This is a genomic window from Stenotrophomonas sp. GL_101, from assembly GCF_057835675.1.
Map to the genome: position 1 here is coordinate 1,047,161 of NZ_CM174432.1, position 14,436 is coordinate 1,061,596.

General features: G+C 66.7%; 17 protein-coding genes. 6 read left to right on the forward strand and 11 right to left on the reverse strand.

Annotation, left to right across the window (positions count from 1 at the left end; genetic code table 11):
- The first annotated feature begins 106 nt into the window (after positions 1-106).
- Positions 107-1,090, forward strand: a complete 984-nt coding sequence (locus AC3IR9_RS04825; protein ID WP_489294382.1) for an aldo/keto reductase — start codon at positions 107-109, stop codon at positions 1,088-1,090.
- 48 nt (positions 1,091-1,138) lie between these two features.
- Here the strand turns inward: AC3IR9_RS04825 and AC3IR9_RS04830 are convergent, their stop codons facing one another.
- A complete protein-coding gene (locus tag AC3IR9_RS04830) occupies positions 1,139-1,960 on the reverse strand; it encodes an alpha/beta fold hydrolase (protein WP_489294384.1) in 822 nt (273 codons plus the stop codon).
- Positions 1,961-2,140: 180 nt separating this feature from the next.
- Between AC3IR9_RS04830 and AC3IR9_RS04835 the strand changes: the two genes are divergently transcribed.
- A complete protein-coding gene (locus AC3IR9_RS04835) occupies positions 2,141-2,386 on the forward strand; it encodes a DUF4287 domain-containing protein (RefSeq protein WP_489294386.1) in 246 nt (81 codons plus the stop codon).
- Between the two features lie 40 nt (positions 2,387-2,426).
- Positions 2,427-3,134 carry a YitT family protein gene (locus AC3IR9_RS04840; protein ID WP_489294387.1) on the forward strand — a complete coding sequence of 236 codons (708 nt, stop codon included), beginning with the start codon at positions 2,427-2,429 and terminating at the stop codon, positions 3,132-3,134.
- 46 nt (positions 3,135-3,180) lie between these two features.
- Here AC3IR9_RS04840 and AC3IR9_RS04845 read toward each other — a convergent pair whose 3' ends face one another.
- Both AC3IR9_RS04845 and AC3IR9_RS04850 read right to left on the reverse strand, forming a co-directional pair.
- The gene (locus AC3IR9_RS04845; RefSeq protein WP_489294388.1) at positions 3,181-3,708 is read right to left on the reverse strand and encodes a DNA-3-methyladenine glycosylase I; all 528 of its coding nucleotides are present in this window, start codon (positions 3,706-3,708) and stop codon (positions 3,181-3,183) included.
- On the reverse strand, positions 3,705-5,507 hold the full coding sequence (locus tag AC3IR9_RS04850; protein WP_489294390.1) for a DUF4153 domain-containing protein: 1,803 nt from the start codon (positions 5,505-5,507) through the stop codon (positions 3,705-3,707). Before AC3IR9_RS04850 ends, AC3IR9_RS04845 begins: the two co-directional genes overlap by 4 nt.
- Positions 5,508-5,589: 82 nt before the next feature.
- Here AC3IR9_RS04850 and AC3IR9_RS04855 point away from each other — a divergent pair, with 82 nt between their 5' ends.
- The 3 genes from AC3IR9_RS04855 to AC3IR9_RS04865 are packed head-to-tail and all read left to right on the forward strand — an operon-like array spanning position 5,590 to position 7,613.
- Entirely contained in the window at positions 5,590-6,156 is a 567-nt protein-coding gene (locus AC3IR9_RS04855) for a YqgE/AlgH family protein (RefSeq protein ID WP_489294391.1), read from the forward strand.
- Positions 6,149-6,646 (forward strand): Holliday junction resolvase RuvX, encoded by a 498-nt coding sequence (ruvX, locus tag AC3IR9_RS04860; protein WP_489294392.1) that lies wholly within the window; start codon positions 6,149-6,151, stop codon positions 6,644-6,646. The genes AC3IR9_RS04855 and ruvX overlap by 8 nt, the downstream gene beginning before the upstream one ends.
- Positions 6,647-6,662: 16 nt before the next feature.
- The gene (locus AC3IR9_RS04865) at positions 6,663-7,613 is read left to right on the forward strand and encodes an aspartate carbamoyltransferase catalytic subunit (protein WP_489294394.1); all 951 of its coding nucleotides are present in this window, start codon (positions 6,663-6,665) and stop codon (positions 7,611-7,613) included.
- Between the two features lie 61 nt (positions 7,614-7,674).
- Here the strand turns inward: AC3IR9_RS04865 and AC3IR9_RS04870 are convergent, their stop codons facing one another.
- The 8 genes from AC3IR9_RS04870 to AC3IR9_RS04905 all read right to left on the reverse strand — a co-directional run bounded on the left by AC3IR9_RS04870 (position 7,675) and on the right by AC3IR9_RS04905 (position 14,335).
- Positions 7,675-8,436 carry a carboxylesterase family protein gene (locus AC3IR9_RS04870; protein ID WP_489295711.1) on the reverse strand — a complete coding sequence of 254 codons (762 nt, stop codon included), beginning with the start codon at positions 8,434-8,436 and terminating at the stop codon, positions 7,675-7,677.
- Positions 8,437-8,536: 100 nt separating this feature from the next.
- Positions 8,537-8,803, reverse strand: coding sequence for a hypothetical protein (locus tag AC3IR9_RS04875; RefSeq protein WP_489294395.1), 267 nt, complete (start codon positions 8,801-8,803; stop codon positions 8,537-8,539).
- A gap of 14 nt (positions 8,804-8,817) precedes the next feature.
- A complete protein-coding gene (gene mgtE / locus AC3IR9_RS04880; RefSeq protein WP_489294396.1) occupies positions 8,818-10,179 on the reverse strand; it encodes a magnesium transporter in 1,362 nt (453 codons plus the stop codon).
- A gap of 214 nt (positions 10,180-10,393) precedes the next feature.
- The gene (locus AC3IR9_RS04885) at positions 10,394-10,846 is read right to left on the reverse strand and encodes a hypothetical protein (protein WP_489294398.1); all 453 of its coding nucleotides are present in this window, start codon (positions 10,844-10,846) and stop codon (positions 10,394-10,396) included.
- Positions 10,843-11,787 carry an RHS repeat-associated core domain-containing protein gene (locus AC3IR9_RS04890; RefSeq protein ID WP_489294399.1) on the reverse strand — a complete coding sequence of 315 codons (945 nt, stop codon included), beginning with the start codon at positions 11,785-11,787 and terminating at the stop codon, positions 10,843-10,845. The genes AC3IR9_RS04885 and AC3IR9_RS04890 overlap by 4 nt, the downstream gene beginning before the upstream one ends.
- A 115-nt stretch (positions 11,788-11,902) precedes the next feature.
- Entirely contained in the window at positions 11,903-13,678 is a 1,776-nt protein-coding gene (gene ptsP / locus AC3IR9_RS04895) for a phosphoenolpyruvate--protein phosphotransferase (RefSeq protein ID WP_489294400.1), read from the reverse strand.
- A gap of 2 nt (positions 13,679-13,680) precedes the next feature.
- A complete protein-coding gene (locus AC3IR9_RS04900) occupies positions 13,681-13,950 on the reverse strand; it encodes an HPr family phosphocarrier protein (protein WP_489294401.1) in 270 nt (89 codons plus the stop codon).
- A complete protein-coding gene (locus tag AC3IR9_RS04905) occupies positions 13,943-14,335 on the reverse strand; it encodes a PTS sugar transporter subunit IIA (RefSeq protein WP_489294402.1) in 393 nt (130 codons plus the stop codon). Before AC3IR9_RS04905 ends, AC3IR9_RS04900 begins: the two co-directional genes overlap by 8 nt.
- Positions 14,336-14,436: the final 101 nt, after the last annotated feature.

Sequence of the window (14,436 nt, forward strand, 5' to 3'; positions counted from 1 at the left end):
CCCGGTGCAATCAAGGCGCCGTGCGGCCGTATCGTGGTCCGGTCGCACCGGGCGGTTGCCCGGTGCCGTTTCCTCGACCACCGGCGATGCCGGAAGGAGCACGATCATGCAGACACGAACGTTGGGTAACAGCGGCCTGCGGGTTTCCGCACTTGGCCTGGGGTGCATGGGCCTGAGCTTCGCTTACGGCCCGGCGCCCGACACGCGCGCGGCCACCGCACTGCTGCACGCTGCCGTGGAGCAGGGCGTTACCTTCTTCGATACCGCCGAAGTCTACGGTCCGTTCCGCAACGAGGAACTGCTGGGCCAGGCGCTGGCGCCGCACCGGGACCAGGTGGTGATCGCCACCAAGTTCGGCTTCAAGGATGGCCGCGCCGATGCCGGGCTGGACAGCCGCCCCGAGCACATCCGCGCGGTGGCCGAGGCCAGCCTGTTGCGCTTGAAGACCGACCGCATCGACCTGTTCTACCAGCATCGCGTCGACCCCAACGTGCCCATCGAAGACGTTGCCGGGACCGTCAAGGACCTGATTGCCGAAGGCAAGGTCAAGCACTTCGGCCTGTCCGAAGCGGGCGCGGACACCGTGCGCCGCGCGCATGCCGTGCAGCCGGTGGCGGCACTGCAGAGCGAGTACTCGTTGTGGTGGCGCGAGCCGGAGCAGAGCGTATTGCCGGTGTTGGAAGAACTGGGGATCGGCTTTGTGCCGTTCAGTCCGCTGGGCAGGGGCTTCCTGACGGGCGCCATCACCGCCGAGACGCAGTTCGCCGCCGATGATTTCCGCAGTTCCGCACCGCGTTTTGCTGCGCAGGCGCGCCAGGCCAACCAGGTCCTGGTGGACCGCATCGGCGCCATTGCCGCGGTCAAGGGCGCCACCCCGGCGCAGGTCGCGCTGGCGTGGCTGTTGTCGCGCAAGCCGTGGATCGTGCCGATTCCCGGCACTACCAAGCTGCATCGCCTGCAGGAAAACCTGGGCGCGGTGTCGCTGCAGCTCGATGCCGATGATCTGCAGCGGATAGGCGATGCGCTGGACAGCATCACCATCGTGGGCGAGCGCTACAACGCCGAGCGGCAGAAGCTGGTCACGCGCTGACACGCGACCGGCTTCGTGGCAGCTGCCGACCGTTGGCCGGCACGTCGCTCAGCCGCGGATGAACGCCAGCAGGTCGGCGTTGATCACCTCGGCATGGGTGGTGCACATGCCATGCGGATAGCCTTTGTAGACCTTCAGCGTGCCGTGCTTGAGCAGCTTGATCGACAGCTCGGCCGAATCGGCGATCGGCACGATCTGGTCGTCGTCGCCATGCAGCACCAGCACCGGCACGTCGATGTTCTTCAGGTCCTGGGTGAAGTCGGTTTCCGAGAACGCCTTGATGCAGTCGTAGTGCGCGTTGATCGCGCCCATCATGCCCTGCCGCCACCAGTTGTCGACCACGCCCTGCTGCGGCGGGCTGCCGTCGCGGTTGAAACCGTAGAACGGAATCGGCACCTCGCGGTAGAACCCGGCGCGGCCGGCCGCCAGCTGCGTGCGGAAGCCATCGAACACCGCCATCGGCGTGCCGCCGGGGTTGTGCTCGCTCTTGAGCATGATCGGCGGCACCGCGCCCACCAGCACCGCCTTGGCCACCCGCCCGGGCGTGGCCTGGGCCACGTAGTGGGCAACTTCGCCACCCCCGGTGGAGTGGCCGACGTGCACCGCATCGCGCAGGTCCAGGTGCTCGACCAGGGCGTTGACATCGGCCACGTAGGTATCCATGTCATGCCCGCTGCGGGTCTGCGAGGAGCGGCCGTGGCCACGCCGGTCATGGGCGATCACCCGATAGCCCTGCAGCAGGAAGAACTGCAGCTGGTTGTCCCAGTCGTCGGCACTGAGCGGCCAGCCGTGGTGGAACACGATGGGCTGGCCGGTGCCCCAGTCCTTGTAGAAAATCTGCGTGTTGTCGGCCGTGGTGACGAAAGGCATGGCAATGGCTCCTGTGGGGGAAGGGGAGGGGCACGCTGGGATCGATGCCTGGACATGCTGCGGCAGCAGGGTGTTCAGCGGGCATGAAAGGCCGGTGTCGATTCCGTGCCTGGCCGTTCGTCGTATCAACAGGACCGGCCACTCCGGCGCGGTCGTGGATTCTCCAGCGAGGCGAAGGACATGAGCGATACCCCCAGGGCCAAGGGTCCGGCGAGCTACTTCCCGTCCATCGAAAAGACCTACGGCCAGCCGGTGGGCCACTGGCTGGCGCTGCTGGTGGCCCAGGGCGGGCTCAGGCACCTGGCGCTGGTGGCGTTCCTGAAGACCGAACACGGGCTCGGCCATGGCCACGCCAATGCCCTGGTGGCCCACCACCTGAAGGCCGGCGGGCAGCTGAATCAGGTTCCCCTGCAACTGTCACGCTGATCGTGTCTAATACCGCTCCCCACGTTCAGCCCCCACCCCCATGTCCCTTGATTCCCATGGCCCCGCGCCGTGCGACGACGCCGACGGCCACCTGGTCACTGCCGGCCCACTGACCCCGCCGCCGGACATCGCCGGCACCGCCGCCGATGAACAGGTCTTGCGCCACTCGGTCGCCGAGGATGTGCAGGGCATGGTGCTGGCCACGCTGGTGGCGTCGCTGGGCCTGGCGATTTTCGCCAAGGGCGGGCTGATGATTGGCGGCATGGCTGGTATGGCCTTCCTGGCCCATTACGCGTTCGGCTGGAATTTCGGCCTGGTGTTCGTGCTGGTCAATCTGCCGTTCTACTGGGTCGCGGTGCGGCGCATGGGTTGGGAATTCACCCTGAAGACCTTCGCGGCGGTCACCGCTTGTGGCGTGTTGACCGACCTGCTGCCGCGCTGGGCCGATGTTGCCCATATCGCGCCGCTGTACTCGGCCCTGGTCGGCGGCGCCTTGGCCGGGTTGGGCATCCTGTTCTTCATCCGCCACCGCGCCAGCCTGGGCGGCATCGGCATCCTGGCGGTGTACCTGCAGCGTACCCGGGGCTGGAGCGCCGGCAAGGTACAGATGTCCTTCGACACGCTGCTGATGTGCGTGGCGTTCTTCGTGCTCACCCCGGACAAGGTGATGTACTCGGCCATCGGTGCGGTGGTGCTCAGCCTGGTGCTGATGTTCAACCATCGCCCCGGCCGTTACATGGGGGTTTGACGGTCCTGCCACGACCAACGGTCGTGGCCTACCGGGCCGGTGCCGATCACGGATCGGCGCGCATTTTCTGCAGACGCGCGAACACCGGGCACTCCGGGCCGTGCGCGCCCGGCAGGTAGCCCAGGCTCATCAGGAATTCCCCGGTGATTTCGCCGCCGGTGAAGCGGAACGTCTTCTTGAACAGCTTCACCCACGCCGCCTTGTCCTGCGGGTGGTGTGCATCCAGCCACGCCGCGAAGCTGCCATGGCCGGCCCGCAGCTGCTGGATCACCTGGGCGTTGTGGACCGCCGCGTGCACCTTGAGCCGGTTGCGGATGATCCTGGCGTCCCCGAGCAGGCGTTCGATGTCGCGCTCGCCGTAGGCGGCGACGGTGTCCACGTCGAAGCCGTCGTAGGCGGCGCGGAAGCCTTCGCGCTTCTTCAGGATCGTTTCCCAGCTCAACCCGGCCTGGTTGATCTCCAGCAGCAGGCGCTCGAACAGCTCGCGCTCGTCGCGCTGCGGGAAGCCGTATTCGTGGTCGTGGTAGTGGCCGTGCACCGGATGGCCGGGCGCGATGAGGCAGTAACCGCTCATGGGGATTCCCCGGTGGGATTGGACGGTGGATCGATATCGCGGCCGCGCTCGCCATCCAGCGACAGCCGCGGCCAGCGCGGGCGCTCGATCTCAAGTTTGCCCTGGCGCAGGGCGGCCTGGATGCTGGCGCGGTTGCGGCTATCGTCGGGCCAGAACGCGATGCTGCCCCCGTCGCGCCACTGCTGCTGTTCCAGCACGTGCATCTGGCACGTGATGCCGAGGGTCTCGACAAGATCGCAGAGCAGCATCTCGTCGCGCCCATCGCCGTCTAAATCGCGCCGCAGTGCCACGCACGGATGGCCGCGACCGAGGCAGTCGGCGCTGGGCACCTCGCCCGCAAGGACCGCCTGCCACCAGCCCTGATCGGGCGCGGGGCTATGCGCGGCCAGCAGCAGTTGCTGCTGCAGTGCCGCCACGGTACGCACCTGCACGGCAGCGGCCGTGGCCGCGTCACGGTCATCGCCCCAGCGCGACTGGCGCGCCAGCGCACCGTCGATGACCGCCAGCGCCACCGGATCGGCATTGAAGCGCGGCTCGGTACGCAGCGCCTGCAGGGCCTGGTAGCCACGCCGGCCCAGCTCGAAACGCAGTACGCGTGCAGCGTCGGGGTCGATCTGTGGGGCGCTGGCGTGCAGCCGCGCCACTTGGCTGTGGACGCTGATGCGCACCGGATCGAGCAGGGGTGAGTTGGCCAGCACCACCACCGCCACCACGCCCCAGCACAGCCAGCGGTTGGCCGGCTCGATCCCCTGCAGCCAGCGACGGCGTGGGCGCAGTACCGCCCAGGCATACCCCAGCGCATAGCTGGCGGCCAGCAACGCCATCAACACCACCCAGACGCGCGCCGGGGACCAGCCGTACTGGGCGATGCGCAGGCCCAGCGCGTACAGCGCCAGGCCCGCATACACCGGCAGGCTCAACAGGCTGGCCTCGACCAGTCGTCGCAGCCACCGCGGGTACGCCGGGATATCGCTGTCCTGCTGGTACACCGCGTTGGTGAACACCACCAGCAGCACCACGATGGCCAGCAGCAGGGTGGCCGCCGAACGGGTCTTCCACAACGGCTCCAGCCCGGTGAAGGGCAGGCTGCAGACGAACAGCACCGCAATGAAGGCGAGCAGGGGCAACAGGCCCTTGCAGATCGCAAACAGCACCTGGCGGGTGACCTGCACCGCGCGCTGCTGGGTGCGGCCGACCAGGACGCCGAAGCCGAGCAGGGCACCGGTTGCCAGCGCAATGAAGGCATTCTCAGCGAACACCCTGCGGAACACGTCGATCTCAAGCAACAGGAACAACCGCGCCCACAGCCACAACAACAGCCAGGTCAGTGCGGTGAAGGCGACGGCCAGCGCCAGCGTCAGCGCGTTCTGCCACGCGTGCTCGAACAGCGCCGCATAACTGGCCCGCCAGTGCCCATGCTCCAGCCGGAACTGCCACCACGGCAACAGCACGAAAAAGCCGGCGCTCATGCCCAGCGCAAACGGCGTCACCATCGGCCCTTCGGCAAGCCCGGGGGCGCCCTCCAGGTTCCAGCCGATCCACCCGGCAAGGGCCAGCACCCCCAGCGTGGCGATGCCGGCGTGCAGCCACAGCCGGCGATCGCCCAGCTCGGTAAGGGTCAGTACGATCGCGCTGGGGACCAGCAGCACCACCGCGTTCCAGCAGATCTGACCGGTCGTGGTGCCCCATGGCCATGTGTCGTTTGCCTGGGTGGCGACATACAGCGCCAGTCCCTGCAACAGGGCAATCAACACGATCGCGCTGCGCGTGGGCAGGGGCAGTGGGGGGCGCTCGGTCATGCAGAGGGATCCTTGCTTGAAGACCTGCATCCTAGCTGAGCGCTCACGCCCGTGCCCCGGAGCCAGCGGGTAGAATAGGGCCATGTCCGAGCTGTCCACTTCCCTTGCCCACCACTTTCTGGTCGCGCTGCCGTCGCTGACCGATCCGACGTTCGCGCGCAGCGTGGCGCTGATCTGCCAGCACGACGACAACGGTGCGATGGGCGTACTGGTCAACCAGCCCTCCGAGTACACCCTGGGCGAAGTGCTGGCGCAGATGGAGATCGCCACTGACGACACCGGCCTGCGTGGGCAGGTAGTGCTCAACGGTGGCCCGGTGCATCCCGAGCGCGGCTTCGTCCTCCATGACGATGCCCGCCGCTGGGAGTCCAGCCTGGCCGTCGGCCAGGGCGTGTACCTGACCACCTCACGCGACATCCTTGAAGCGATGGCCCGGGGCGAAGGCCCGAGCAATGCCCTGGTCACGCTGGGCTGTGCCGGCTGGAGCGAAGGCCAGCTGGAAAGCGAATTGTCCGAGAACAGCTGGTTGACCGTGCCGGCCGATGTCGAGCTGCTGTTCAGCACGCCGTTCGAGCAGCGCTGGCAAGGCGCGGCGTCGCGGATCGGGGTGGACCTGTTCCGGCTTACCGATTACAGCGGCCATGTCTGAGCCGGCCACGCCACCGCCATCGGTCGCCACGCCCGGTGGCATACGCCGCGACGGCACCGTGCTGGGGTTTGATGTCGGCTCGCGACGCATCGGCGTGGCCATCGGCAGTTCGTTCGGCACCCATGCGCGCGCGATCGCGGTGGTTGACGTGCACGGCAATGGCCCTGACTGGGCGGCGGTGGAACGCCTGATCAAGGAATGGCGGCCCGATGGCCTGGTGGTTGGCGACCCGCTGACCCTGGATGGCCAGGACCAGCCCAACCGCAAGCGCGCGCAGGGCTTTGCCCGCCAGCTGCGGGAGCGCTTCAAGCTGCCGGTGGTGCTGGTCGACGAGCGCTCCAGCTCGGTTGAAGCCGCGCGCCGGTTCGCGGTCGAGCGTGCCGAGGGCCGCAAGCGCCGCCGTGATGCCGCCACCCTGGATGCGGTGGCCGCGGCGGTGATCATCGAACGCTGGTTGTCCTGCCCGGACGACGCCACCCCTGTTACCTGACTCCCAGACCCTGCCCATGACCGCTTCGCAACTCGATTCCGATGGACGCCTGCGCCACCTGTTGACTCTCGAAGGCATGCCCCGCGCGACGCTGCTGCAGCTGCTCGACCGCGCCGGGCAGATCCGCGACGCGGCGGTCGGCCGGGTCGGCAACAAGCGCCACGTACTGGGGGGGACGGCGGTGTGCACGCTGTTCTTCGAACCGTCCACCCGCACCCGCAGCTCGTTCCAGCTGGCCGCGCAGCGGCTGGGCGCGGACGTGCTCAACTTCGATGCGTCCACCTCCTCCACCCGCAAGGGCGAGACCGCCTGCGATACGCTGAAGAATCTTGAAGCAATGGGCGTGCGCGGCTTCGTGGTGCGCCATCCCGATGACGGCGCGGTGGCCGCGCTGGCGGCGGCGGCCGGCGAGGGCACTGCGCTGGTCAACGCTGGCGACGGCCGCAGCTCGCACCCGACCCAGGGCCTGCTGGACATGCTCACCCTGCGCCAGGCCAAGGGCAGCGATTTTTCAAAGATGAAGGTGATCATCGTTGGCGATGTGAAGCACTCGCGCGTGGCGCGCACCGACCTGCATGCGCTGCGCACGCTGGGCGTTGGCGAGATCCGCGTGTGTGGCCCGCAGTCGCTGCTGCCTGACGACGACACCCTGGAAGGCTGCATCGTCGGCCAGGATTTCGACGCCCTGCTGGAAGGTGCCGACGCGCTGATGATGCTGCGTTTGCAGCGCGAACGCATGGAAGAAGGCCTGGTGCCCTCGATCGAGCAGTACCACACCCAGTACGGCCTCAACGCCACGCGCCTGAAGCGCGCCGGCACCGATGCGGCCGTGCTGCACCCGGGCCCGATCAACCGCGGCGTGGAAGTCACCGATGAAGTCGCCGACGGCCCGCAGTCGTGGGTGTTGCGCCAGGTCGCCAACGGCGTGGCCGTGCGCATGGCGGTGCTGGAAACGTTGCTGGGCTGACCGCGCGGGCGGCGCGCGGATCGTACCCATCAACGGTGGATACCTACCGTTGGTGGCCGGATCAACGCTTCTGCGCGAACAACCAGGTCCACATCGCCGCATCCCCATACGTCGCATCCCACGCATTGTGGTTGCCGTCCGGGTACTCGGTGTAGCGCACGTCCGTTGCTCCGGCCTGCTTGAATGCCGCTGCCAGTTTGCGGTCGTCTTCCGGCGGCACCACGTCATCCAGGGCGCCATGGAACATCCAGATCGGGGTGTGCTTCAGGCGCTGGGCGATGCTCGCGTAGGGATCGGCTTCATGGGCGACGTCTTCGACGAACAGGGTCGGGCGCACCGCGCGCGGCGCCAGGACCGCGCCGCAGACCGGCACGATCGCGGCGAAGCGGTGCGGGGTGTCCAGCGCGATGTTCCAGCTGCCATAGCCACCCATCGACATGCCGGTCAGGTACTGGCGCTCCGGATCGCCGCCGAACTCGGCCAGGGTGGCATCCAGCGCGGCCAGCGCGATGCGGTTGTTGTCGCCCGACCATTCCTCGTCGCCCGGCACCTGCGGCAGCACGACCAGGGCGGGGAAGGTGTCGGCGTGCGCGCGTAGGTACGGCCCCAGGCCGGCCCGGGTCTGCGCCTGGTTGTCGCCGCCGCGCTCGCCGGAACCATGCAGGAACAGCACCACCGGCAGCGCACCGGCCTGCGCACGTGCGCCGCGTGGCACGAACACCTGGTAGTACGCCGTGTGCCCGTCCAGCTTTACCGCGCGCGCCTGGAAATGGCCGGCGTCCTCGCGGGTCGGCGTGCACCCGGCCAGCGCTACCATCGCCATCGCCCACAACACCCCACCGATGCGTCGTGCCATTGCCCGTCCTCGACTGGAAACGTTTTCAGTCTAAGCGTCCTGCACCGATGGGGCATCTTGCAGTGCGTCAGTGCGGGCGCGGCGCCGCGGCCAGTATCTCCAGCTGCTCGATAGCCTCGGGATGGCCCTCGGCGGCAGCGGCCTGCACCTGCGCCAGGCTCGGGTGCACCACCAGCAGGATCGGGTTTTCGCACTGCGGGCAGTCGAACTGCGCTTCGTCCTCGTGCAGTTCCATCACCATCTGGCGCGCGCTGCCCTGCCATTCGCAGGCGGCGCAGGTGTGGGCGACATCGCGCCAGCCGGGAATGAAGTAGTTGTCCAGCGTCAGTGCCATGGGGATTCCAGAAATCAGTGCAACAGGATCAGCGTGGCCAGGCCGAGGAAGCTGAAGAAGCCCATCACGTCGGTGACGGCAGTGACCACCACGGTGCCGGCCACGGCCGGGTCCACGTTCATGCGCTTGAGCAGCAGCGGCAGCAGCACGCCGGCCAATGCCGCGGCGAGGAAGTTGATCATCAAGGCCAGCGTGATCACCAGCGACAGCAGCACGCTGTGGAACCAGACGAAGGCGATGATGCCCACCAGCAGGCCGATCAACGTGCCGTTGATCAACGCCACCCGTGATTCTTTCCACAGCAGGATGCGCGCGTTGCTCGGGCCCACCTGGCCCAGCGCGATGCCGCGCACCATCAAGGTCAGCACCTGCACCGCCGCGTTGCCGCCGACGCCGGCCACGATCGGCATCAGCACCGCCAGCGCCACCACCTTCTGCAGGGTCAGCTCGAACTGGCCGATCACACTGGCCGCCAGGAACGCGGTGCACAGGTTGATGCCCAGCCAGACCACGCGGCCGCGCACGGCGCGCTTGATCGGCGAGAACAGATCTTCTTCCTCGTCCAGACCGGCCGCGCCCAGTGCCTGGTGCTCGGCCTGCGAACGGATGATGTCGACCACGTCATCGATGGTGATGCGGCCGAGCAGGATGTTGTTGTCGTCCACGACCGGCGCGGACACCCAGTCATGATCGGAGAACTGCCGGGCCACTTCCTCGGCGCTCTCGCCAACGTCGATGGCCGGCTGCTCGTCGTCGATCAGCCGGTTGATCGGGGTGTTGTCTTCATGGGTGACCAGCGCGGCCAGCGACAACCGGCCCAGGTACTGGTGGCGGCGGCTGACCACGAACAGGTGATCGGTGTGGTCGGGCAGCTCGCCGCGCAGGCGCAGGTAGCGCAGCACCACGTCGACGTTGACGTCGGCGCGCACGGTCACCACGTCCGGGTTCATCAGGCGGCCGGCGCTGTCCTCGGGATAGGACAGCACCTGCTCAAGCCGCTCGCGGTTCTCGCGGTCCATCGACTTGAGCACTTCGTCGATGACCGTGTCCGGCAGGTCTTCGACCAGGTCGGCCAGGTCATCGATGTCCAGGTCTTCGACCGCGGCGATGATTTCATCCGGGTCCATGTCCGCCAGCAGGCTTTCACGGACTTCGTCGCCGACGTGGACCAATACCTCGCCGTCGTCTTCCGGATCGACCAGGCCCCAGACGATCTCGCGCTTGCCCGGCGGCAGCGATTCGAGCAGGTTGCCGATCTCGGCCGGCGCCAGCGTATTGACCAGCCGGCGCACCGGACCCAGTCGCCCACTGTCCAATGCATCGGACAACAGCCGCAGCTGGCGTGCCGTCTTGTCGTGGCGTACGGCTTCGGCCATGGGCAGCTCCGGCGGGAAAAGAAAAGGCCGCTATCCCGTAGAGGATGCGGCATGAGGGGTGGTCACCGCGTCATTATCGCGCGCGGATGTTTCACTGAACACCCTGCGACGCTGTCGCAACCTTCCAGAATGCCTCTTTCGTGCGGCTCCACTTTGCGCTGGACCTGGTGAAACCTACCCTGGCGTACGACCACGGCAGCCACACTCTGGATTATCAGCTCGAATGCGGCAGTTTCAGGCCTGGATCCGATGACCTCGGAGGAATTGGCTCGAAACAATGCAATGCGGTGGCGAGAAACACCACTCCGCCCGGCACATGGGCGTCACTCCGCGTGAGGTGACCGCTTACCCGGATGTGAAGGGGGGGCAGATCTCTGTAGGCCTGCATCTGGAACGTGGATGTGACGAACGAATCGACGTTCGGGTCTTTGTCCAACCCTTCGGCGAGTTCCATCCACAGGCCGGAGCCATACCCGGAGCTGCAGTCATGCAGCGATATTCCGTGGCGGGCACCTCGAAAACAGCCAGCAACGATCACCTGCTGCCCTAAACGGAGCTCCGAACTGAGCTGCATAACCGAAACATCCGTACTGTCGGTTGCACAGTCTTTCCCAAGCGCTGTACCAGCAGCAAACATCATGAGGGCAGCAAGAACTGAAGGTCTCATGGCGTACACCTTCCAAGTCCGCATGCAGTGTTCACACTATTCTGTGCTTCCTCACGGATCAAGCCTTCATCGCGACCGGTTTTGACTTCCCAAAGTCCCCATGGTGAGCGGACCCCAAGCGATTCGTGATAGGCGGCCTCCGCTCGATACGCGCGAAGCTCCCCTTGATGGAGCGATGCGCGGCTGCTGGTCATCGGAGCAAGGCCTCTGCCCAGCCGGTCACGTTGGTCAACGCCATGCGAGCCTTCGTGAAGTGCCGTTGCATTGAAGATGCTTTGCGCCGTGGTGTCAGGGCTGCTCATCTTCTGCATGGCAGAAGGGTTGAACGAGATGGTAGTTGTGTTGCCCGATGTCTCAGCCTTCCCATAGGCATTGATGGACGTCTCATTGATTTCGACGCCATTGTCCACCCCTTCTTTCCCGTAGAACCGGGAAACTTGGGCAGATCTGGAGTTGGTAATGCGGGTGCCGGTCTGCGCTTTGGCAGAGGAGCGAATGCTGTTCAGTGCCTTCTTCATCCCCCCGCAGAGCTCGGCACTTCCCTTGCATAGGTACCGGCCATCAGGATCGATGGCTGAGTAGGGATTATTGGCGACATATGCATAACGATTGAAGTTGCCGTCACGCGAGCTCACCCTGACTGGATCGGAAGATAGAAACCTCCCGATGTCGGGGTCGTAGTAGCGCTGTTGCATGTAGGTAAGACTTGTAGCCGCATCCTCTACGTGTCCGGTATAGCCAGGGCCATCTGCCCGCTGTGACGAGATGTTTCCGCCATAGGGCTCGTAGCTGCTTCGCTTGACCACCAGTCCGCTCTCATCGGTGACAGCCACGATGGACCCCAAGGCGTCGGTGTGGATGTACTCCACGCTCTGAGCCACAGCAATGCCTGCTGGAACTGACGCCAACAGCAGCATTACCAAGCGCAAACTGAGTTGCATGGCCGATCCTCGATGCAACGTAGAACATCATGACGCGTGCCGGAGAGCAGGCCCTTGGGTCCGCAGCTGGATCATACCGCTGCCAAGATGTCGGATGCGCGGCCCGGTGCTGATTTCAGTCTGACAGACCGGCCTTCTCGATCCAGCGCTCGATCCCGCGCCGGTCGCGCGCGGCCAGCAGCTTCGGTGCCATCGCCTGCAGGGCGGCCAGATCGCTGTCGCGGATCGCCCGGCGTACTTCCAGCAGCGTGCCCGGGTGCAGGCTGAACTCGGTGAGGCCCAGCGCCAGCAGCAGCGGGGTCATGCGTGGGTCGCCGGCGATTTCGCCGCAGATGGCCACCGGGATGTCGTAGGCCTGGCCGGTGCGCAGGATATGCGCCAACAGCCGCATCACCGCCGGGTGCAGCGGTGAGTACAGCTCGCCGACCGCTTCGTTGTTGCGGTCGGCGGCGAGCAGGTACTGGACCAGATCGTTGGTGCCGATGGAGAGGAAGTCGACCAGGTCGATGAAGCTCTCCAGCGCGATCGCGGCGGCCGGCACTTCGATCATCGCGCCGAACGGGATGTGCTCGGCCACCTCGTGGCCCTCGGCGCGCAGCAGCGCGGCCTGCCTGGCCAGGCGCCGGCGCACCGCCAGTAGTTCTTCGCGCGTGCTGACCATCGGTACCAGGATGCGCAGCTTGCCGTAGGCCGAGGCGCGCAGGATCGCGCGCAGCTGGGTGTCGGCCACCTTCGGCCGGGCCAGCGACAGGCGTACGCCGCGCAGGCCCAGCGCCGGGTTCTCCTCGTTGCTCAAGGTCAGCCCGGTGCGGTCGGCCTTGTCCGCGCCCAGGTCCAGGGTACGGATGGTGACCGGCCGCCCACTCATGCCAAGGGCGGCGTCGCGGTAGGTCTCGAACTGTTCCTGCTCGTCGGGCAGCTCGTTGCGCTGCAGGAACAGGAATTCGGTGCGGTACAGGCCCAGCCCGTGCGCGCCCAGTGCATGGGCCTGGGTGACGTCTTCGCTGGATTCGGCATTGGCCAGCAGGGCGATATCGACGTTGTCGCGGGTGCGGGTGGGCTTGGTCCGCAGCCGGCCCAGCTCGCGCTGCTCGCGCGCATGCTCGCGCAGGCGCACGCGGTAGTCGCGCAGGTCCGGCGCCTGCGGATTGATCGTCACCGTGCCGTCGTTGCCGTCCATGATCAGCACGTCGCCATCGGCGATCCTCTGCAGAACATTGGGGACGTTGACGATCAACGGCAGGTGCAGGCTGCGCGCCAGGATTGCGCTGTGCGACAGCGCGCTGCCGCCGGCGGTGACGATGCCGACCACGCCATGGGCCTGCAGCTGGGCCAGCTCGGAGGGGGCGATGGTGTCGCAGACCAGGATCTCCCCGGCCATGCCCTTGACGTCGGGCGGGCGCTTCTGCAGGAAGGCGTGGATGCGTCCGATCACATGGTCCAGGTCGTCCATGCGGCTCTTCAGGTAGGCATCGTCCATGCCGTCGAAGACCTTGGCCAGGCGGTCGCGCTGGACGCGAAGTGCATAGCCGGCGGTATAGGGGCCGCTGCGGATCAGCTGGTCCAGCCCGAACAGCAGCTCGGGGTCGTCCAGCAGCAGCGCATGCAGGTCGAGGAATTCACCGGCCTCCTTGTTCAAGGCGCCCTGCAGGCGCTGGCGCAGGTCGTGCATTTCCGCACGCGCCGCGTCCACGGCCTGGTGCAGGCGCTCCAGTTCGGCCTCCACCTTGGCCGGCGCAATGCGCTGCTCGGCCACTTCCAGGGCGTGCGGCAGGCGCAACCGGGCGCGGCCGAGGGCATTGCCGCGCGAGGCGCCGTGGCCGGTCAACAGCAGGGCGCCGGACGCGGTCCGTGCCGGTGCGCTGGAACCTGGTCGCGGCAGCCCCGGCATGCTCAGCTGTCCTCGTCGAAGCGCCGTTCAAACAACGCCACCACCGCGTCCATCGCGGCGGTTTCATCTTCGCCCTCGATGCGCACGGTGACCGGGGTGCCCTGGCCGGCGGCCAGCAGCATCACGCCCATGATGCTCTTGGCGTTGATCTCACGGCCCTTGGCGGCCATGGTCACGTTGCAGCGGAACGGCGCCAGCTCCTGCACCAGTTTGGCAGTAGCGCGGGCGTGCAGGCCCAGGCGGTTGGATACGGTGAGTTCACGTTCAAGCATCGTCGACAATCGCTCCATTGCGAGTGCCTGCCGCAGCAGTGGCAGGTAGTTGATCCAGTCCCTGTTCCGGGTAATTCATCACCCGCAACACCATCGGCAGGCTAAGCGCCGAAACCCGGCGTGCCGGGGTGCCCAGACGAGCCAGTTGCCCGGCCAGATTGCTGGGGCTGGCACCGTACAGGTCGGTCAGGATCAGCACGCCCTGGCCACTGTCCACCCGGCGCAAGGCGGCCGAGGCGAGTGGGAGCAGGACGTCCAGGTCTGCGTCGAACGGTACTTCGAAAGCTTCGGTCTTCAGCGGCAGGTGCCGCAGCAGCCGCGTAGCCACGTCCAACAGCGACGTGCCTACACCGGGATGAGTTACGAGGAGAATGCCACAGGTCATTGCCGAACGTTAACAGGTCAACATGAATTGGGGGTAGGGGTAAGCCGCACGCGGCCTATCCCGGGTAGCACCGGACCGTTGGTCCGATGACGTTTAAAAAA